8 protein-coding genes are annotated in these 21,035 nt (G+C 63.6%); all 8 read right to left on the bottom strand.

What is annotated here, in order from left to right; all coding sequences use genetic code 11:
* Window positions 1-60: 60 nt before the first annotated feature.
* The 8 genes from ACZZZU_RS02410 to ACZZZU_RS02375 all read right to left on the bottom strand — a co-directional run bounded on the left by ACZZZU_RS02410 (window position 61) and on the right by ACZZZU_RS02375 (window position 21,023).
* Complete coding sequence (locus tag ACZZZU_RS02410) at window positions 61-813, bottom strand: tRNA-dependent cyclodipeptide synthase (protein ID WP_463549612.1); 753 nt, start codon at window positions 811-813, stop codon at window positions 61-63.
* 5 nt (window positions 814-818) lie between these two features.
* Complete coding sequence (locus tag ACZZZU_RS02405) at window positions 819-1,595, bottom strand: 2OG-Fe(II) oxygenase (protein WP_122495888.1); 777 nt, start codon at window positions 1,593-1,595, stop codon at window positions 819-821.
* A 454-nt stretch (window positions 1,596-2,049) separates the two neighbouring features.
* Entirely contained in the window at window positions 2,050-2,985 is a 936-nt protein-coding gene (locus ACZZZU_RS02400) for an ABC transporter substrate-binding protein (RefSeq protein ID WP_463549611.1), read from the bottom strand.
* Window positions 2,985-5,447 carry a TonB-dependent receptor plug domain-containing protein gene (locus ACZZZU_RS02395; RefSeq protein ID WP_463549610.1) on the bottom strand — a complete coding sequence of 821 codons (2,463 nt, stop codon included), beginning with the start codon at window positions 5,445-5,447 and terminating at the stop codon, window positions 2,985-2,987. The genes ACZZZU_RS02400 and ACZZZU_RS02395 overlap by 1 nt, the downstream gene beginning before the upstream one ends.
* A gap of 33 nt (window positions 5,448-5,480) precedes the next feature.
* Window positions 5,481-6,023 carry a RidA family protein gene (locus ACZZZU_RS02390; RefSeq protein ID WP_463549609.1) on the bottom strand — a complete coding sequence of 181 codons (543 nt, stop codon included), beginning with the start codon at window positions 6,021-6,023 and terminating at the stop codon, window positions 5,481-5,483.
* A gap of 89 nt (window positions 6,024-6,112) precedes the next feature.
* A complete protein-coding gene (locus tag ACZZZU_RS02385) occupies window positions 6,113-7,702 on the bottom strand; it encodes a flavin monoamine oxidase family protein (protein WP_463549608.1) in 1,590 nt (529 codons plus the stop codon).
* Between the two features lie 399 nt (window positions 7,703-8,101).
* A complete protein-coding gene (locus tag ACZZZU_RS02380) occupies window positions 8,102-9,103 on the bottom strand; it encodes an alpha/beta hydrolase (protein WP_463549607.1) in 1,002 nt (333 codons plus the stop codon).
* 4 nt (window positions 9,104-9,107) lie between these two features.
* Window positions 9,108-21,023, bottom strand: a complete 11,916-nt coding sequence (locus tag ACZZZU_RS02375) for a non-ribosomal peptide synthase/polyketide synthase (RefSeq protein WP_463549606.1) — start codon at window positions 21,021-21,023, stop codon at window positions 9,108-9,110.
* Between the last annotated feature and the right edge of the window lie 12 nt (window positions 21,024-21,035).

Here is a 21,035-nt window from a genome sequence, read left to right as displayed (position 1 = left end):
TTACTCCTCAAAAAGTCAATAACGCGGGCGGCACGACCACCCGCCAAAAAACGCCCAGGCCTATACGGCAATCGCCGCGTGCGACCACGCCGGGTGCACCACGCCGGGCAGGCTGAAGGGAATGGGAATGCCGCGCTTTTTGAACTTCAGCGGCAGCCAATACACGCGCTCCGGGTGCACCGGTTCGATCAACAGTTCGCGGGCCGTGGCCATGGCGTGGGTCATCTGCTGCGGGTAAATGATGAAGTCGTAACCCTGCTCAGCCCACAGCGGCAAAATGATCGGAATTTCTTCCAGAATGTATTCGCGGCACTGCGCGGCGGCCTGTTGGGTATCCGCTGCCGGGTCACGCAACAACAATCGCTCGATAAACACGCCAATGGTGGTGTCGATGGCCGCGCGCAAGCGGCTGTCGGGCTGGGCGTACACCTCGTTCACCTGCAAGCGCAGGTCGGCGTAGCGATCTGAGGCCAACTCTTCGTTCCAGCGGCTGATGGTCACTTTCGCCTCCAAGCCGTCGAGGTATTTACGATTGCGCTTAAGCCACGCCTCGCCATCACGAATCGACGCCGACAACGCCAGGCCCGGCGACTTGCCGTGTTTGTTGTGGCGTTGCAGGGTGTCGGCCACCACCACTTTCACTTCGCTGAAGCCGGACTTGTTAATCAGGTGCACGGTGGAGCTGAGCTTTTGTTCCTCGTGGTATTCCTGCCCCACGCTCACCGCTAGCACGCAGCGTTTGCCGGTGAAATCCAATTCTTCACCGCCCTTGTTGAAATACGCTTTGAGATTGATCGCTTCCACATCGCTCATGGTCGTTAGCTCCAGTAGGCCAAAGGTTGGTCGTCGCCGAAATAGCCGATAAACACGCCAAGGGTGACGCGCGTGCTGGTGGCCGACGGGCGCACCGCATGGATCAGGCGGGGGTTAAGCAGAATCAGGTCGCCGGGTTCTGGCTTGATCACGAAGTCCGGCGGCGGCAGCAAATCGCGCTCGATGCCATAGGCGCGGGTGCCGCGCAGGCGTTCGTATTGTTCCTCGTCGGGCTCGATGCCCCAGATTTCCAGCTCGCCGCCGTCCTCCGGAATTTCCAGGTAGATGTTGGTGGACAGCTGAGTGAGCAAACGCGGCTCGTGGTCGCTGGGCGCGTTGCGTTCGAGGTTGTCGGTGTGCGGCGTCAGGTCGACGCCGCTGCCCTGAAACCGGGCGATGCCGACAAAGCATTTCTCGCCGTTTACATCCAGCAGCCGCGCGCCCTTGGGCCACACCTCATCGAGCAGCAAACGCAGGTCATCGATGGGCGACGCCAGCGGGCGAAAGGTGTCGCGAATCTTGCGGATATTGGTCAGCGCCTGGGCGTGATACTCCTGGCGACTGTGCTCATCGCCGATTTCGATATAGGCCTTGCCCAGGCGATTGAATTCTTTCTGCTCCGTGAAGGTGCCGCGCAGCTCATGACGAGCCAGGCGCTCGCGGGCCAATTGCACCGTGTCCGCCGGGCAAAAACCCTTGAGGCGCACACCGTAAGAACGCTTGTGCAGCACGTCGGCGATATGCGACGGCTGTAGTTGATCGGCAGTAAGGGTGGTGAACATACAAACTCCTGAACGTCCCTGAGTGGAATGGATGGTCGACCAACAGCGGGTTGCGTCACGGGCAACTCAGGTCTTGCAACGGACTCGCTTTGCTCCCTGTAGGAGCGGCTTTAGCCGCGATTGGCCGGGCCTGGAAACGGTGGGCTCGGCCAAGAGCATCGCGGCTAAAGCCGCTCCTACAGGTTTTGCGTTGGGTCATGAGGCTCCGGCTAACTCACTTGCTTTCTGTGGGAGCGGCTTCAGCCGCGATTGGCCGGGCCTGAAAACGGCGGGCTCAGCCAAGAGCATCGCGGCTAAAGCCGCTCCCACAGGTTTTGCGTTGGGTCATGAGGCTCCGGCTAACTCGCTGTGCTTTCTGTGGGAGCGGCTTTAGCCGCGATTGGCCGGGCCTGGAAACGGTGGGCTCGGCCAAGAGCATCGCGGCTGAAGCCGCTCCTACAGGGGTTGTGGTGGGTCATGGGGGCGGTTCCTGGTTGAATCGGGGGGCGAATAAGCCGCTGGCTTCGAATGGCTGGCTGATGATCCCTTCGGCGCGGTACAGGTCGGCGGTGCGTTGCACGTCGGCGATGACCTCTGCGTCGATGGGCACGCGGTGCGGTTGCGAGTAGCGGTTGGAGCGGCTGTGAATCTCGACCGGCAAACCGCTGTGGCGCGCCTGGATGGCGGAGAAGGCTGGCTCGTTGGCGTTGGCCCACACGTACGCCCGGGCCAGGCGCTGGAGGAAATCGGCCAACAGCCCAGGCTTGTCGCGAATCGCCGTGTCGTTGGCCACCAGCAACATGTTGCCGGCAAACAAGCCTTCGCCACTGACGAGCACCCGCGTGCCGCCCTCGACCTGGCTCATGCTGGTGTAGGGGTCCCACGTGGCCCAGGCGTCGGCCTCGCCGTTGGCCAACAGGCCTCGGGATTCGGCCGGTTGCAGGAAAATGAACTGCGCATCCTTGCCCGTCAGCCCTGCCCCACGCAGCGCCGCCAGCGCCAGGTAATGGCCGATGGAGCCGCGTGTGGTGGTGATTTTCTTGCCCTTCAAACTCGCCGCATCACGCAGCGGCGAGTCCTGATTCACCACAATGGCCACCGCCGTTTGCGTGACCTGCACGCGCACCACGCCAACGGTTTTCAGCGGGGCGCCAGCGCCTGCGGCAAACACAAACGGCGCATCGCCCAGCGTGCCGATGTCCACCGCGCCAGCGGCCAGCGCTTCGGCGGTAGGCGCCGCCGCACCGAACGAGGCGAACTCGATGCGGTACGGCAGGTCTTTCAACTCGCCGGCCGCTTCCAGCAGAATTTTCAGCGAGGCCTTTTGGCTTGAAACCCGCAGCAGCTCCTCGCCCTGAACAACCGGGGCAAGGGTCAGCAACGCGGCCAATAGCACGGTGAAGGTTTTCATCAGAACGCCAGGCTCAAGCGGCCGTAGTAGTAACCGCCGCCCAGGCCATAGGGCGAGAACATGCCGTACTCGTAGGTGCCGGCCCAGGGCACGATGCCGATGCTGTCCGGGTATTCGTCGAACAGGTTGTTGGCGCCTACGGCGACGGTCACGTTCTGCGTGAGGTCGTACGCCACGTCGATGTCGGTAATCCATTTCGGACTGTAGGTGCGGTCGTTGGCCGGGTTGTTATTGCCCTCGGTGTATTCGCCGTAGCGGCTCACGGCCAGGTTCACGTTCCAGCTATCGAGCCGGTAGTTGGTGGAGAAAATCCACTTGTCCTTGGGCGTGGCCTTGGTCAGGTCGGTTTGCTGCTGGCGGTCGAACAACACGTAGCCGCTGCCCAGGCTGGACAACTCGCCCGGCGTTTCGGCCAGGTCACGAATAGTGGTTTTGTTGTGGTTGTACGCCACGCTCCACTTCGCCTGGCCGTACTCCTCGAAGTTCTGGCTGTAGTCGAGCACCAGGTCGATGCCCTTGGTGCGCGTGTCGGCGGCATTGGCGAAATATTGCCCCGCCAGGTTCGGCGCCAGACCGGCGTTGACCAGAATCTGCGACACCGCAGGGCCCGACAAAATGCCGGTTTGCAGAATGCGATCGTCGATGTCGATCAGGTAGAAGTCGGCCGTAAAGCGCAGGCGCTGGATGGGCTCAGCGGTGAACCCGAGGCTGTAATTGCGCGACTTCTCCGGCTTGAGGGTTTCGGCGCCCAAGGCGATGGCTTCCGCCGAACCGGGCCGCATCTGCTTGGTTCGCGCTGTGGTGGTGGCGCCGCCGCCGAGGAACTGGGTCACCGAGCTGGTGGACGAGAACACGTTCTGCGCCAACGACGGCGCGCGGAAGCCATTGCTCACCGCTGCCCGCACGGCGTAACCCGGCAGGAATTCATAGCGCGTGGTGAACTTGCCGCTGGTGGTTTCGCCGATGTCCTGGTTGTACTGCTCCTGACGTAAAGCGAAGGCGGCGTACCAGTTGGACGTCACGTTCAAACCGAAATCGACGTACGCCGCGCCGCTGTGGCGAATCTGGTCGCCGGCATCTTCCGGGTTGGTGCCGTTCACCGAGAACAGGCCCGGATCTGGACGTCGGCCGGCGTACTGCCCGGTCGGAATCACGTAGTTGCCGTAGTTATAGGAATTGGCCTCGCCCTCCCCCAGCTCGTATTTTTCCCAGCGGTACTCAATGCCGAACGAGGTTTCCAGCGGGCTGCTCCAGCCGATATCCAGCGCGCGGGTGAAGTCGAGGTTGTTGGTCCATTGATCAAAGATTTCGTCGGCCAGGTGAAAGCGCTGCTGACTAAAATCCGGGCCGTTGGAAATGTTCAGGTTGTTGTCGGTGTAGAGCTTGGCTTTGTCGCGGCCATAGGTGGTCGACAGGTCCCAATCCCAGTCGGCTAACAGGCCTTTGGCGCCGACGGCGAATTGGTAGTCGGTTTCCTTTACCTCGCGGGTGGCCTGGCCGCCCTTGGGATACGGCGCGCCGGCTACGCCATTGAGCGCCGTGATATCGGTTGGCGCGCGATGGCCGAGCACTTTCTTGCCGTCGCGATAGCTGAAGGTCGAGAACGAATACAGCGTCACGTCGTTTTGCAGCGGCAACTCAAGGTTGTACGCCGTGCTGACCGTGCGGTCGCGGCCCAGTCCGTATTCCTCGCCCCAGCCGTGGGTTTGGCTGGTGCGCGGGTCGGGTTGGCCATTGGCGAGCGTGCCGTAGTTGCCGACCACGGAACCCGAGCGGTCGTAGGGTTCCTGCGACTTGGCGTCAAACGACAGGTTAAAGAAGCCACCCTCGCCGAGGGGCAAACCAAGATTGGCCGCTTCGTGCCCAGTGGTGCCGTCACCGCTGTAGTACTGGCCCAGCGAGCTGTCGGAGGTGACGCCCGAGTTGTCTTTCTTGAGGATGATATTGATCACCCCGGCAATGGCATCCGACCCGTACTGCGCCGCCGCGCCGTCACGCAAAACCTCGATGCGCTCGATGGCAGCGGTGGGAATCAGGTCCAGATCCACTGGCACCGCCGCCGTGCCCACCCGCGCATTGTTGTTGATCATCGCCGTGTTATGCCGGCGCTTGCCGTTCACCAGAATCAGCACCTGATCGCCACCCAGCCCGCGCATGCTGATGCCACGCACCAGAAACGCCGTGCCGCCGCCGTTAATGGTTGGCGCGTTGAACGAAGGCAGCAGCCGCGTGAGGATGTCCTTGAGGCCGTTCTGGCCGGTTTTCTCTAACTGCTCCGCCGTGATCACATCAATCGGCGCCGGGCTGTCGGTCACGGTGCGCGGCTGGCTGCCGCGTACGCCGGTGACCACCACGGTATCGAGCGTCGGGTCATCGGCCAGGGCGGTAATCGGCACGCCAGCCGCCAGCAAGGCAGCACTGATAGACGACAATGCAAAGGTTTTACTGAACGCACTACGCATTGAAAAACTTCCTGTTTAAAGCGCCTGGGGCATTTAGTGTTTGGCGGCAGCTGTTGCGGTGGTGTCTGGCGCGGTGGCGGCGATGGCCTCGACCTCGATCAACGCACCGGGCAGCACCAAGCCTGCGACTTGCACCGTGGTGCGCGCGGCTTTGAGCGGTTGTTTGTCGGTGCCGAAGAACTGCCGGAAGCCGGCCTGCAAACCCTCGAAATCCAGGCGTCCGCCCTTGGCCGGGTCGGCAACCAGGTACACGTTCAGCTTCACCACATCGCCAAGCGTCAGGCCGCGTTGCGCGAGCACCGCTTCGATTTTGCGAAACACCGCCACGGTCTGTTGCTCGGTGCTGCCTGCGGCGTGCAGGTCGTCTTTGCCGGCCTTGGGGTCAACCGGATCCGGCAGAATTCCGGACACGTACGTGAGCTGGCTGCTCGGCGGCAGCGTGACCGCCTGCAGAATCGGCGAGTTCGGATACGTCGACGGCACGCGCTCGATACCGGCGGCCTGTGCGCCGCTGGAAACGGCACCGGCCGCGCATAGAATCCCCAACCCCAGCAGGGCTTTTGGTGTGAAAGGCATGGCACTACTCCAAGGTTTTTATCGCCAGCCTCGGAGGTCCGCTACCTGGCACATCATGGTTATCGGTCGTTTAAAAAGGCGCGGCGGATTCAGGCCGTTTGCCGGTAAGGCGTGTGTTGCACACGCTCAAAAAGGTTGCGCACCACCCGGCGTGCGGCGCCGGCGGCGGCCTCCTGCCAAATGCCCACGCCACTGTGGGCGAGGCCATCGCTGGTCAGGTGAATGCGGCCCTGGGCCTGGTTGAGCAGGCTGTACGCCGGCTCGGCCACCTCATGGTTAATCCACGGCCCTAAGTTGTACGGAATGCGGCTCCAGGCCACGGCGAGCGGATTGCGCAACTCGGCCGAATGGCCCGAATGCAGCAACTCCACCGCCTGTTTTGACGCGGCTATTTGCTCGGCAATGCTCTTCTCACCAAACACCCGCGCGGTTTCGCCGTTGTTGTACGCGGCGATCAGAATGCCCTGCTCCTGATTGAACCCGCCGCTTGGATACCAGAGGCCGGAAGCCTCCTGATTCACAAACGAGAGGCCGCCGTAAATCTGGTAATCGCGCTCCCAGAACCGCCGCGACTGCCACGCCACCTTGTTGGCATAGCCAAACTGCACAGCACCAATCGCCTGCTGCACCGGCGCGGTGAAATTGGTGTCCAGCTTGGCCAACAACGGCAGCGGCAAGGCCACCACGGCGTAGTCCGCAGTCAGCGTGTGCTCGCGCCCGGTGTTGCGCGCCACATAAGACACCTGCACGCCGTTGTCCTGGTTATGAATCGCGCGCACTTCACTGCCCAGGCGCAAGGCGCCGGCCAGGTGTTTCTCGAAGGCTTTGGGAATGCGGTCCATGCCGCCGACCGGCTGAAACATGGTCGGCGAGAATTCCGGGTACTCATCAATCATTAACGCATTGGCCAGCGCCGGATTGAGCAGCGTGCGCAGCGGCAACGGCTCATTCTTCTGCGCCACCTGCTCGCCGGCACCGGGCCAGACTTTGTAGCCCGAACGGGCCGAACCGATGTACTCAAGCTTCTCCGACAAATCGCCAAACGTGCGCAAAAACTGCAACAGCGCGCGTTGGTCCTCGGCATTCAACTCATCATTCAGCGCCTGGCGATTGACCGCCTTGGCCAGCAGCTCCGCCACATGGCCACGGCTGTCATTCACCGCCTGACGAATCTGCATCGGCGGCTCGGCCAGGTTCGGCCGCACCAGCGCGTTGCGGCTGGTATTGACCAGCACCTCCAACTCCACGCCCAACTCGCGGCAGTAGCCGAGCATCAACTGATGGTGGCTGGGCAAACGGGCCGGGCCGGCATTGAAATAAAACCCATCGGCGAAATTGGCGACCTGCACCGTGCCGTCGGTGTACTCAACGCGGTCGCCCTTGCGCAGCGTCCAATTGCGACCGCCAACGCGGTCACGGGCCTCGAGCACCGTGACGTTAAAGCCGGCCTTGCGCAGCTCGTAGGCACTGACCAAACCGCCGATGCCGGCGCCGATCACCACCACGCTGGCGCCCTTGCCAACCTGGGCCGAGGGCAAGCTCGCATAATTTTCCGGGCCGCTGGTTGGCTGAGCGAATGCCGGGCTCAACAACCCCAGCGCCCCCATCGCGCCATACGCCGCCCGGTAACCGCCGATGGCGGCAACCCGTGCAATTAGCGCTCTTCTGGTCAGTGGCATCCCTGTTTCCCCATCGTCTTGACAGGCCGATCCGGCCTGGCAACCTATATCGCGCATTGTTATAGACCGATGCGCTTAGGCTGCTAAATTCGTCTATGGGGGCCATGCTACTGACGGTTACAAAATGTGAGAAATACATTTTAGGCATATGCAAATATTAAAGTGTTTAATCTTATGCGGCGTGCAAGCTGCAAGAAATGCATAACCTGCGGCCGGCGTATTTCGCGGAAAGCATCGCGGCTAAAGCCGCTCCTACAGAGTGTGCGATCTGTAGGAGCGGCTTTAGCCGCGATGGGTTTGATAGCGCCACGAAAACAGCACCCGACGGAAAGCTCTGGATTCCGAATCGTCGGACCGCCGCGTTCGCGGGAATGACGGGGGACTTTTCAAACAACACCGTCATTCCCGCTTAGACGTCGATCTGACGTTCCCAATGCCCTCAATTGCCTCGCCCAAACCAAACCGCACGACAAGCCAATCCCCCATCCGCCGATAAACCCCATCAACCTCCCCCGTCACCGCCCCCATCCGCAAAAAATCATGGGTCAGTCCCTCACACTCAAGCACCTCACCCGCCACTCCCTCATCCCTCAATCGCTGCGCATACGCCCTGCCCTCATCCACTAACGGATCAAACCCGGCAATGGCCATACAGGCCGGCGCACTCCCCGTCAGGCGGCGCGCCAGCAGCGGTGAAAATCGAGGGTCGAACCGGTCTTCCGCGGTGCGTTGGTAGTGCTGGTAAAACCACTCGAGCGTCTGGCTTTCCAGCAAGTAGCCTTCGGCAAACAGGGTCATCGATTCGCTGATGCACGAGGCATCGGTCACGGGGTAGCAGAGCAATTGCCCGACAGGTTTAAGCGCCACCGCCGCCGGCTCATGCTCGGCTTGCGTGGCCAGCACCGTGGCCAAGGTGGCGCCTACGCTGTCGCCGCCGAACACCACCCGCTGTTTATCCAACCCATGGACAGCGGCTTGTTCGGCCAGCCAGGCGATTGCGTCGGCGGCGTCGTGCAAGGCGGTGGGGAATTTGTGTTCGGGGGCCAGGCGGTAGTCGACGGCCAGCACAGCGCAGCCCGCGCGCTGGGCGAATTCGCGGCAGATGCCGTCGTGGGAGTTCAGGTCGCCCAATACAAAACCGCCGCCGTGCAGGAACACCAAAACGGGTAGCGGCGAATCACTGTGCGCCGGCCGGTAAAGCCTCAGCCCAACCTCATAGCCGTCACGGGCGATGCAGCTCAGCGCTTCGGCCTGCACGCCAGCAGGCGCCGGCCAGCGCAGTTGTTCGGTGGTGGCGGCGAATACGGCGCGGGCTTCGGTGACTGGCAGTTGGTGTAGCGGCCGCGTGGTGGCGCGGTCGGCGAGGTCGAGAAAGGCGTCGATGTCGGCGTTCAAGGGCATGGCGTTACGCCTCCGGTTGCAGCAGGTGAATAAGGTGGGATTTGCAGGCGTCCATCAGCCGTTCGATGCGCTGGGCGCGGTAGCGGCGGTTGCTGTAGTTGCAGCGCAGGTGCAGTTGCCCTTCGCTGATCTGCGCCACCACTTCCAGTTCATTCGCCAACGGCGCATGCGGGCCGTGTTCGTCGCCAACCGGTTCGCTGGCGGCGGTAAACGCAGTGCTCGCGGGGCCGAAGTTGGCGTTGGCCTGGCCGAGGTAGCTGAAGCTGACGTGCGGTGTATTGGCGAACTCATGGCGTAAGAAACCGAAGCCCACGCCGTTATCGGGCACGCGGCTCAGCGCTTGCTGCACGGCTGCGAGATTCGCGCGCAGGCGCAGGGGAAATTGGCTGGTGAACCAGCCGAGGGTACGGCTAACGTCCGGCGCACGGTCGTCGTTCACGCGGCCATGGGTTTCCAGTTCGATGGCCACGCTGTCACGGCCGGTCCATTCGCACAGGGCGCTGGCAAGCGCGGTGAGCAGCAGTTCGTTTACCGCTGCTTTATGAGCTTGCAGGCCTTCGCTGTTGAGCGTTCGGCTAACCGTGGCTTGATGCTGCACGCTGTTGCTGCCGCGCGGGTTGTCGCAGGGCCAGTGGTCGCCCTCGCCCGCTAACTGTTCGCGCCAGAAGTCGCGCTGTTCTTCAGCTAGACGCGGCACCTGCGCCTGCCAATGTTCGATCCAGGCGCGGTAGCTGGCGGTTCTCTCCGGCGAATTGCCGGCGTACGCCTGGAGCAGGTCTTCGCTCAGCACACGCCAGGAGATCAGGTCCATGGCCAGGTGATGCACCACCAACAACAGCCGCTCGCTGCCGTCCGCCAAGGTGGCGTGAACGGCGCGTAACAGCGGGCCCGTTTGCAGGTTGAGGCTGCGCTGGGCACGGTTGAATAGCGCCAGCAAGGCCGCCTCGTCCGCCACGGTTTCTTCCCACAGCAGCGTGTCGTTATTGACCGGCCCGTATGCCTGACGCCACTGCCCGCGCTCTTCGCTAAAGCGCAGGCGCAGGCTGTCGTGATGGGCCACCACCGTCGCCAGTGCGCTGCGCAGCGCCTCGCGGTTCAGCGGCTGTGTGGCGCGCAGCAGAAGGCTTTGGTTGAAGTGCTGCGGCTGACTGGTATGCCGGGCAAAGAACGCGGCTTGCACGGGCAGCAAGGCGAACTGACGGTCGTCCACGGGCACGAAAACAGGCGCTTCACTCACTGCCGGCTGCGGCTGCCCCAGCAACCCGACAATGGTCGGTTGACGCATCAGGTCGCGCAGTTTCAGTTGCAGTTGCAGGGCTGGGTGATTACGCACGCGGGAGATCACTTGCAGGCTAAGAATCGAGTCGCCGCCCAGTTCAAAGAAGCTGTCGGTGATGCCCACCTGCTCCACCTGCAACACCTGGGCCCAGATCTCGGCCAGCAGGCGTTCCTGTTCAGTGCGCGGCGCCACATAAGCGCTGCTGGTGAAGCTCGGTTCCGGCAGCGCGTTGCGGTCGAGTTTGCCGTTGGGAGTGACGGGGAATGTGGCCAGCACCAGCACTTGCGCGGGCACCATATAGTCGGGCAGTTGCTCACGCAGTGCCGCTCGCAGCGCTTCGCCGTTTGCATTTTCGCTGCTGACTACATAGCCAATCAGCTGTTTGCCCGAAGCGGCATCGCGGGCGATCACCAGGGCGTCTTCCACGCCCGGCTGGCGGCGCAAGCTGGCTTCCACTTCGCCCAGTTCAATTCGGAAGCCGCGCACTTTCACTTGATGGTCGATGCGCCCCACGTAGTCGAGTACGCCGTCGGCACGCAGGCGCACCAGGTCGCCGGTGCGGTACAGGCGCGCGCCCGGTTCGCCGAACGGGTCGGGCACGAAGCGTTCGGCGGTGATGTCGGGCCGCCCGTGGTAACCGCGCGCCACGCCGTACCCGCCGATGTACAGCTCGCCGGCAAACCCGGTCGGCAACGGGTTGAGGTCGGCATCCAGCACATGCAACGAACGCTGCCCCACCGCTTTGCCGATGGGCGCATACGCCGCCTCGCAGCGCCCGCTCAGCGGCACGCGCCAGAGCATGGGCGTGACCACGGTTTCGGTCGGACCGTAGCCGTTGGTGAAGTACGCGGGCTGCAGCGCTGCTTTCACTTGCTCGAAGCTCTGCTCCGGTACCGCGTCGCCGCCAAAGCAGTAGGTGTGCACCGCCGGTGCCGGCACGCCGCTGGCTTCGATGTATTCGGCCAGTTGCTTGAGATAAGCCGGCGGGAAACAGGCGATGCTGATGCGCTGTTGATGCAACACGGCGCAGGTCTGTTCGGGGGTCCACAGGTTGCCATCGCGAATCACCAGCGCTCCGCCGCTGGCCAAGGTGCTTAGCCAGCGTTCGTGAGCACCGTCGAAGGCAAACGACATAAACAGCAGTTCGCGGGTGCTGGCATTCATTTCGTACAGCTGGGCAATCGCCTGGCAGTGCATGCTCAGCGGCCCATGGGTGACGGCCACGCCTTTGGGGCGGCCGGTGGAGCCGGAGGTGTAGATGAGGTAGGCAAGGTTATCGGCCAGCAGCGGCGAGGCCAGCGCGCGGCTGTCGCCGTCGGTGGACAACAGGTCCAGCGCGACCACGCCCACGTCCGGCGGAATCGGCAAGGTGCCCTGCACCTCGCTGCGGGTAATCAGCAGCGCCATGGCCGAGTCGTCGATCATGTAAGCCAGGCGTTCGGCCGGGTAGTCGAGGTCCAGCGGCACATAGGCGGCGCCGGTTTTCATCACCGCCAGCAGCGCCACGATCATCTCTACCGAGCGCGGCAACGCCACGCCCACCACCACTTCCCGCGCCGCGCCTTGGGCTTGAAGCACACGCGCCAGTCGGTTCGCGGCGCTATCCAGTTCGGCATAACTCAGCTGCGCATCGCCGCACGCAACCGCCAGGGCGTGCGGTTGTTGCCCGGCCTGCTCGGCGATCAGGTCCGGCAGTAGCTGCGCACGATGGCTCGGCGCAGGGGCAGCGCTCCAGTGTTGCAGCTCGGTCAGCGTCGCGGCGGGCAGCCGTTGCAGATTACCCAGGCGCTCCTGCGGCGCGTCCAGCATGGCCTCCAGCGTCGCTTCCATGAGCGCACGAATCTGCGCCACGCCCTGCTCGCTGAAGCTGGCGCGCAGGTACATGTACTCGATCATCAGGCTGTCGCCCAAGTGAACGGCCAGGTCCATGGCAAAGTTGGTCACGCCCAGATCCTTCGATGCACCAAAGCTCAGCCCAGCCGGCTCAGCCTCGCGCAGGCGTTGGTCGATGGGGTAGTTCTCGAACACGATAATGCTGTCAAACAACGCCTGCCCGCCCAGCCCGGACCAGCGCTGCACGTCGGCCAGGGGCGCGTGGGAATAGGCGCGGATATCGAGGTTGTAGGCCTGTAGCTGTTGCAACCACGTGTCCAGCGGCTGCTCGGCGTGCAGGCTCTGAATCACCGGCAAGGTATTGATAAACAACCCGAGCATGCTGGCGGCGCCGGGCAGGCTTTCCGGCCGGCCCGCCGCGGTGGCGCCAAAGCTCACGGTGCGTTGGCCGGTGTAGCGTTGCAGCACAAGCAACCAGGCGCCCTGAATAAAAGTGTTCGGCGTAATGCGCAGCCGCCGGCAATGCTGTTGCAGGCGCGCAGTCCACACTTCGTTCCAGTTGGAATACAACGCGGCGTGGCCGTTTTCCTCGCTGACGTGACGTGGGTACACGGCCTGGCTCAGGGACGTCGGCTCAACGTTCGCCAACTGCTCGCGCCAGAACCGTTCCAGCGCGCTTTTGTCCTGGCTGTGCAGCCAGGCAATAAAATCGCCGTAGCGCCCGGGCGTGTCGTGCAGCGGACGGCCGGCGTAATGCTGCAGCACCTCGGCGAACAAATTGGAGCTGCTCCAGCCGTCCATCAGCATGTGGTGGCTGGTCCAGATCATGTGGAATTGCTGCTCGCCCATCTGCACCAGCAGCATGCGTTGCAGCGGCGCCTGGTCCAACTCGAAACCGCGCTGCGCTTGCTGCTGCGCAAGGTCCGCGAGCGCCTCGTCACTCGCCGGACGGTCGCGCCAGTCGTGGATTTCCAGCGGCATGTGGGCGTATTTGTGCACTACTTGCAGCGGCTCGCTGAGGTCGGCTTGCCAGTGGAAACTGGTGCGCAACACGCCGTGGCGCGCCGTAACAAACGCCCACGCCGCTTCAAAGCGCGCCACGTCCAGGCCCGTCACCGGCAGGCTCACCTGGTTGATATACAGCGCCTCGCCGCTGTCTTCGAGGGTGTGAAAGAGCATGCCTTTTTGCATCGGCGACAGCGGGTACACGTCTTCGATATCGCGTTCAGCTACCGGCAGCGAAGCGCGTTGCATCGGGTCGATTTGAATGCGCTGCACGGCCGGTTGCGCCGCTGAACCTGTGCCGGCAATGCCCGCCAAGTTGGCGATGGTTTGCTGTTCGAACAGATCACGCGGGCCGAGGGCGATGCCCGCTTGGCGAGCGCGGCTGACGATTTGGATGGAAATAATCGAGTCGCCGCCCAGCTCGAAGAAGTTGTCTTCGATGCCGACCTGCTCGACTCGCAGCACGTCTTGCCAGATGGCCGCCAATTGCGATTCCACCGCACTGCGCGGCGCCACATAGGCGTGTGCCGCCACGTGTTGCTCCGGCACTGGCAGCGCCTTGCGGTCGAGCTTGCCATTGGGCGACAGCGGCAGCGCGTCCAGCAGCATCCATTGAGTGGGCACCATGTAGTCGGGCAGGTGCTTGAGCAGCGTGGTTTTCAAGTCGGCAACCTCGGCGCCCTGCTCGGCCACCACATAGGCGACCAAGTAGTTGCCGTGGCTGCCGCTGTGCGCCACCACCACGGCGTCGCGAACGTTGGGTTGTTCGTGCAGCCGCGCTTCGATTTCGCCCAGCTCAATGCGCAGACCACGGATTTTCACTTGATGGTCGATACGCCCGGCGTATTCGATCACGCCGTCTTCGCGTTGGCGGGCCAGGTCGCCGGTGCGGTACAGCCGCTGCCCGACGTGGAACGGATCGACCACAAAGCGTTCGGCAGTCAGCGCCGGACGACGGTGATAACCGCGCGCCAGGCCGATGCCGCCCAGGTACAGCTCGCCGGTTACGCCGGGGCTGACCGGGTTTAATTCGCCGTCCAGCACATAGGTGTGCAGGTTGGCGATGGGTTGGCCGATGGGCACGGCGTCGCGGCCTTCTTCGACGCACGTCCAGTGGGTCACGTCGATAGCGGCTTCGGTGGGGCCGTACAAGTTGTAGAGGCCGGCATTGGGCAGCATGGCCATGGTTTGCCGTTGCAACTCGACCGGCAAAGCTTCGCCGCTACAGATAATCCGTGTGAGGTTCTGGCACTGAACGGCCAACTCGTCACTGATAAAGGCCTGCAACATCGACGGCACAAAGTGCAGCGTGGTGATGCGCTCGCGGGTGATCAGCGCCACCAACTTGGCCGGGTCACGGTGATCGCCAACGCCGGCAACCACGAGACGCGAACCCACCATCAGGGGCCAGAAAAACTCCCACACCGACACGTCGAAACTGAACGGTGTTTTCTGCAACACGCTGTCGCTGGCACCCAGCGCGTAGGCCTCTTGCATCCACGCCAAGCGGTTGTACAGCGCGACATGACGGTTGCCAGCGCCTTTGGGTTTGCCCGTAGAGCCGGAGGTGTAAATCACATAGGCGAGGTTTTCCGGGTGCAGCTCAACCTGAAGGTTTTCGCCTGATTGATCCGCCCAGGCGTCCGGCGTATCCAGCGTTAAACACGTCAACCCAACAGGAATGGGCAACGCGTCGAGCAAGTGCGATTGCGTCAGCAGCAAGCCGATGCCGCTGTCTTCAAACATGTACGCCAAACGGTCCTGCGGGTACTCCGGATCCAGCGGCACATAAGCCCCGCCTGCCTTGAGGATGGCCAGCAACCCCACCACCATTTCCACACTGCGCTCGGCGGCAATGCCCACCAGCACATCCGCGCCAACGCCTAAGGTGTGCAGGTGCTGCGCCAGGCGATTGGCCTGGCTGTTCAGTTCGCCATAGCTCAATGTCTTGCCGCCAAAGACCAAGGCCGGCGCGTAGGGCTGCCGCGCGGCTTGCGCTTCAAATAGCTGATGCACAAACGGCACGTCCGGGTAGTGTTTCGCCGTGTCGTTCCAGTTGTTCACCACACGGGCGTGGTCGGCTTTCACCAGCAACCGCAAATCGCCGAGGGCGCGTTCGGGCTGGTGCATAAACTGCGCGAGCAGGTGCACCAGTTGGCCGGCGATGCGCTGGATGCTATGGGCGCTGAAGTGCTCGGTGAGGAAGTGGAAACACAGCTCAAGCTCGGCGCCCACCTGAGCGATCAGCGTCAGCGCATATCCGCTCTGTTCGCTGTACGCCAGGTTGGCGAACTGCAGGCCTTCCGGCGCGGCGGCCAAGGCGTCGGACACCGGGTAGTTTTCGAACACCAGCAAGGTGTCGAACAAGGCTTCGCCGTTATGCCCGGCCAGGCGTTGCAGCTCGGCCAGCGGCATGTGTTCGTGCTCACGCAGGGCCAGGTTTTGCGCCTGCACCGCACGGGTCCACTGCACGGCGTTGAGCGCCGGCGGCGGGCTGGTCACTACCGGCAAGGTGTTGATAAACAGCCCTAGCTGTTCCTCGATGCCGGCCAATTCCACCGGCCGGCCAGACACGGTGGCCCCAAACGCAACACAACCCTGCCCGCTGTAGCGTTGCAACAGAACCGCCCACGCCGCTTGCAGCAGGCTATTGAGCGTCACTTGCTGCTGACGGGCGAAGGCTTGCAGCGCATGCGTGAACGCCGCGCCGAGGTTTACCAGGTGCGCGTCTTGCCCTGGCTTGGCGTCCGGGTGGTGACCGCAGGCCAGCGCCAGGCGCGTCGGTTCTTCCAGCGGCGCCAGTTGCTCTTGCCAAAAGGCCAGGCTGGCGGCGCGGTCTTGGCGCTGTAGCCAGCCGAGGTAGTCGGCGTAATCGCTCGACGGCGCCGCCACCGCTTGCCCGGCGTAGGCTTGCAGCACTTCGCCGAGCAGGCGTGAATTGCTCCAGCCGTCCAGCAAAATATGGTGGCTGGTGTAGATAAGGTGATAGCGCTGAGCGCCCGTGGGAACCAGGGCCAAGCGCAGCAATGGCGGGCGCGCCAGGTCGAAGCCGCGTTGCAGTTCGGTGGCGGCGACGGCGTCGGCATCGCTGCCGTGCGGGCACACCGAAACCTCCAGCACAGCTTGACGGTGGATGATCTGCCGGGGCGTTTCCAGGCCGTTGTCCCACACGAAGCCGGCGCGCAACAGTTCATGGCGGTCCACGGCCTGCTGCCAGGCGGCGGTAAAACGCGGCACATCGAGGCCGTGAATATCCACGCGCATCTGGTTGATATAGGTCGGCCCATTGGGCTCGTACAGGCTGTGGAACAGCATGCCCTGTTGCATGGGCGACAGCGGGTAGACGGTCGCGATCTGCCGTGCCGGCACCGGCAAGGCGTCGAGTTGCGCCTGGGTCAGTTCGGCCATCGGCACATCGCCTGGCGTAAGGCCGGCGTTGTCGTCGACCAGGCAATGCTCGATCACCGCCACCAGCGCCTGCTGATAGGCGTCGGCCAGTTGCTGAATGCGCGCCTCGCTGAACATCTCGCTGCTGAAGGTCCAGTTCAGGCTCAGCTCGCCGCCATACACCTGCCCGTCCACGCTCAGCCAATTGCCCAGCGGCGCCGCCTCGTCCTGCCCGGCGCCACGGCCTTCGTCGGCCGGCGTCCATAGGCTGTCGGCGGCGAAGTCGGCGTCGAACTGGCCGAGGTAGTTGAAGGTGATGCGTGGCTGCGGCAAGGCGGCAAGCACCTGCTGAATCTCGGCGCTGGCGCAGTAGCGCAGCAGACCGAAACCCAGGCCTTTGTCGGGAATGTTCTGTAGCTTTTGTTTGCTGTGCTTGATCGACGCCGCCAGGTCCGCCGACGGTTGCAGGCACACCGGGAACAGGGTGGTAAACCAACCCACGGTGCGCGACAGATCGATGTCGGCGAACAGCTCTTCGCGGCCATGGCCTTCCAGTTGAATCAGCGCCGAGGGTTGCCCGCTCCATTCGCATACCGCTTGCGCCAGCGCCGTCAGCAGCAGGTCGTTGACCTGGGTGCGATAGGCAGCCGGTGCGTGTTGCAACAACTGCCGGGTGTGCTCGGCGCTCAGCCGTGTGGCCACGCTGCGGGCGTGACGTTGCTGCAGCGAACCGGCAGGATTGTCAGCCGGCAGGTCATGCGGCGCGTGCGCCAGTGCCTGCTGCCAGTAGGCGAGCTGGCCGCCCATGGCCGCGCTGACAGCGTGCTGCTGCAAGCGCCGGCCCCAGGTTTGGTAAGCGCTGGTTTTCGCCGGCAGACGACCCTGGCGGTAAGCGCTTTGCAGGTCTTCCAGCAGAATGCGCCACGATACGCCGTCCACCACCAAGTGATGAATCACCAGCAGCAGCCGTTGCGTGCCATCGGCCAGGTGCAGCAGCGCCGAGCGCAGCAGCGGGCCATCGCTGAGGTTGAGGCTGCGTTGTACTTCGTTGCAGTACGCCGGCAACTGTGCGACGTCGTCGAGGTGCGTTTGCCAGAGCAACCCATCGTTGCCATCAAGCGCCGCGTGTTCCTGCACCCAGCCCTCGTCCACTTGGCGATAACGCAGGCGCAAGGCGTCGTGATGGTTCACCACCGTGCTCAGCGCCAGTTCCAGCAAGGCGGCATCCAAGGCTTCGACCGGCGCCAGCAGCAGCGACTGGTTCCAGTGCTGACGCTGGGGAATGGCCGTGGCAAAAAACGCCTGCTGAATCGGCAGCAGCGGCGCCTCGCCGGTCACCGGTCCCTGCTCCACCTGCAACGCTTCACTGCGCTGCGCCACGCCAGCCAGGCGGCGCACGGTCTGGTGCTGGAACAAATCGCGCGGGGCGAAGCGGATGCCGGCCTGGCGGGCGCGGCTGACGATCTGAATGGAAATAATCGAGTCGCCACCCAGCTCGAAAAAGTTGTCATCGACGCCCACTTGTTCAACGCGCAGCACCTCTTGCCAGAGGGCGGCCAGTTGCTGTTCCAGGGCATTGCGCGGCGCTTGGTAGGTCGTTTGTGTGGGCGCCGCTTCGTGCTTGGGCAGCGCTTTGCGGTCGAGCTTGCCGTTCGGCGACAGCGGCATCCGTTCCAGCAGCTGCCACAGCGTGGGCACCATGTAGTCGGGCAATGTGCTGAGCAGACTGGCCTTGAGCGCGTGCAAGTAGCCGCCTTGTATCTCGGCCTCGGCACGGGCCAGGGTGTCCGGCTCCGGCACCACGTAGGCGAGCAATTGCTTGCCGTCTACCGCGACCACCACGGCTTCGCGCACGGCCGGCAGCTCGTGCAGCCGCGCTTCGATTTCGCCCAGCTCAATGCGCAGGCCACGGATTTTCACTTGATGGTCAATGCGCCCCGCGTATTGGATAACGCCGTCTTCGCGTTGGCGCGCCAGGTCGCCGGTGCGGTACAGGCGTTGGCCGGCACGAAATGGATCGACCACGAAACGTTCGGCGGTCAGTGCCGGACGACGGTGATAACCACGCGCCAGACCCACGCCGCCCAGATACAGCTCGCCGGTTACGCCGGTGCTGACGGGGTTCAGTTCGGCATCCAGTACATAGGTGTGCAGGTTGGCGATGGGTCGGCCAATGGGCACCGCATCCTGGCCTTCTTCGAGGCAGGTCCAGTGGGTTACGTCGATGGCGGCCTCGGTTGGCCCATACAGGTTGTAAAGGCCGGCGTTGGGCAGCAGCGCGAGGGTTTGCCGTTGCAGTTCCACGGGCAAGGCTTCGCCGCTACAGATAATCCGTTTCAGGTTCTGGGATTGCACCGCCAGTTCGTCGGCGACAAAGGCCTGCAGCATCGAGGGCACAAAGTGCAGCGTGGTGATGCCCTCGCGGGTAATAAGCTCCACCAGTTTTGCCGGGTCGCGGTGATCGCCCACACCGGCAACCACCAGCCGCGAGCCAACCATCAGCGGCCAGAAAAACTCCCACACCGAGACGTCGAAACTGAACGGTGTTTTTTGCAAAACGCTGTCGCTGGCGTTCAGCCCATAGGCTTCCTGCATCCAGGCCAGACGGTTGTACAACGCCACATGGCGGTTGCCGGCGCCTTTGGGTTTGCCGGTAGAGCCGGAGGTGTAAATCACGTACGCGAGGTTTTCCGGATGCAGGGTTACATCCAGGTTTTCGCGTGCCTGGCTTGCCCATGCGCCGGGCTCATCCAGCGTCAGACAGCTCAGCCCGGCGGGAACCGGCAACGCTTCCAGCAGGTGCGATTGCGTCAGCAACAAGGCGATGCCGCTGTCTTCGAACATGTAGGCCAGACGGTCCTGCGGATACTCCGGATCCAGCGGCACATAAGCCCCGCCCGCTTTAAGAATGGCCAGCAAGCCGACCACCATTTCCACGCTGCGCTCGGCGGCGATACCCACCAGTACATCGGCACCCACGCCAAGGGTTTGCAGATGCCGGGCCAGACGATTCGCCGCCTCGTTCAGTTGCCCATAGCTCAACGCTGTGGCGCCAAACACCAGCGCGGGCGCGTGCGGCTGGCGCATCACTTGCGCTTCGAACAGCCGGTGCACAAACGGTGCATCCGGATAGCGCCGCTGCGTCTGGTTCCAGCCGATCAGCGCCTGCTCACGCTCCTGCTCGCTGAGCATCGGCAGTTCGCCCAAGCGCGCATCCGGCGCGGCGACGATGGCGTGCAGCAGGTTCTGCCAGTGCTGCGCCATCCGTTGAATACGCGGCGCGGCAAACAGGTCGGTGGCGTAGATAAAATCGGCGCTAATGCCGCCAGGGTGCTCGGTGCAATCCAGACTCAGGTCAAATTGCGCGGTCGGCATCGCCCATTGCACCTGGCTTATTTGCAAGCCCGGCAGGTGCATGCCCTCGCCCGCTGCGGCGCTTACCTGGTGGTTGAACAGCACTTGGAACAGCGGGCTGTGGCTGAGGCTGCGTTCGGGTTGCAGGGCGTCGACCAGTTGTTCGAAGGGCAGGTCCTGATGGGCTTGGGCGTCTACGGCCGTTTGCCGCACGCGCTTGAGCAGGTCGCGGAAGGAGGCCTGGTTGCCGACGGTTGCGCTCAACACCTGGGTGTTAACGAAAAAGCCCAGCAGCCGCTCGGTTTCGCCCCGGTTGCGGTTGGCCGAGGGCACGCCAACGCGAATCTGCGTTCGCCCGCTGTAGCGCTGCAACAGCAACTGGAACGACGCCAGCAGCGCCATAAACGGCGTGCAGCCTTCGCGCTGCGCCAGTTGCTTGATGGCTGCGGCCAGGGCAAACGGCAGGTCCACGCTCAGGCGCGCGCCCTGCCCGGAGCGCTGCGCCGGGCGCGGCCAGTCGCCGGGCAATTCCAGCAGGGTTTCGCCACCGGCCAATTGTTCGCGCCAGTACGCCAGTTGCCGCGCGCCCTCGCCGGCTTCCATCCACTGGCGCTGCCAGGCGGCGTAGTCGGCGTATTGAATCGGCAGCGGTGGCAGCGCGTCTTCAATGCCCAGGCGACGGTTCTGGTACAGGCCGATCAGCTCTTGCACCATCAATTCCATGGACCAGGCATCGGACACGATGTGGTGCTGCACGATCAGCAACACCGCGTCGTCGTCGGCGATTTGTAACAGCTGCACGCGCAGCAGCGGCCCGTGCTCCAGATCAAACGGCCGCTGCGCCTCGCGGCTGATTGCTTCGGTGATGGCCGGCAGTGCCGCGCCGGGCATGGGGACGCGTTCAATCGCCACCGCCGCCGCTGGTTGGATGCGTTGCTGCGGCTGGCCGTCGCGCAGCTCGAACGTCGTGCGCAAGGTGTGGTGACGTGCCACCAGTGCATCGAAGGCATGTTGCAGGGCGGCGAGGTCCAGCGCGCCTTGCAGGCGAATGGCGGTGGGCATGTGGTACGCGCT

It is taken from the genome of Pseudomonas sp. AC136 (assembly GCF_979258585.1).
This window is presented reverse-complemented; position numbering and strand designations above follow the sequence as displayed.

Coding starts and splice junctions, on each gene's coding strand:
- ACZZZU_RS02390 (WP_463549609.1), bottom strand. CDS start 6,023: ATGCCTTTCACACCAAAAGCCCTGCTGGGGTTGGGGATTCTATGCGCG.
- ACZZZU_RS02380 (WP_463549607.1), bottom strand. CDS start 9,103: ATGCCCTTGAACGCCGACATCGACGCCTTTCTCGACCTCGCCGACCGC.
- ACZZZU_RS02405 (WP_122495888.1), bottom strand. CDS start 1,595: ATGTTCACCACCCTTACTGCCGATCAACTACAGCCGTCGCATATCGCC.
- ACZZZU_RS02395 (WP_463549610.1), bottom strand. CDS start 5,447: ATGCGTAGTGCGTTCAGTAAAACCTTTGCATTGTCGTCTATCAGTGCT.
- ACZZZU_RS02410 (WP_463549612.1), bottom strand. CDS start 813: ATGAGCGATGTGGAAGCGATCAATCTCAAAGCGTATTTCAACAAGGGC.
- ACZZZU_RS02385 (WP_463549608.1), bottom strand. CDS start 7,702: ATGCCACTGACCAGAAGAGCGCTAATTGCACGGGTTGCCGCCATCGGC.
- ACZZZU_RS02375 (WP_463549606.1), bottom strand. CDS start 21,023: ATGCCCACCGCCATTCGCCTGCAAGGCGCGCTGGACCTCGCCGCCCTG.
- ACZZZU_RS02400 (WP_463549611.1), bottom strand. CDS start 2,985: ATGAAAACCTTCACCGTGCTATTGGCCGCGTTGCTGACCCTTGCCCCG.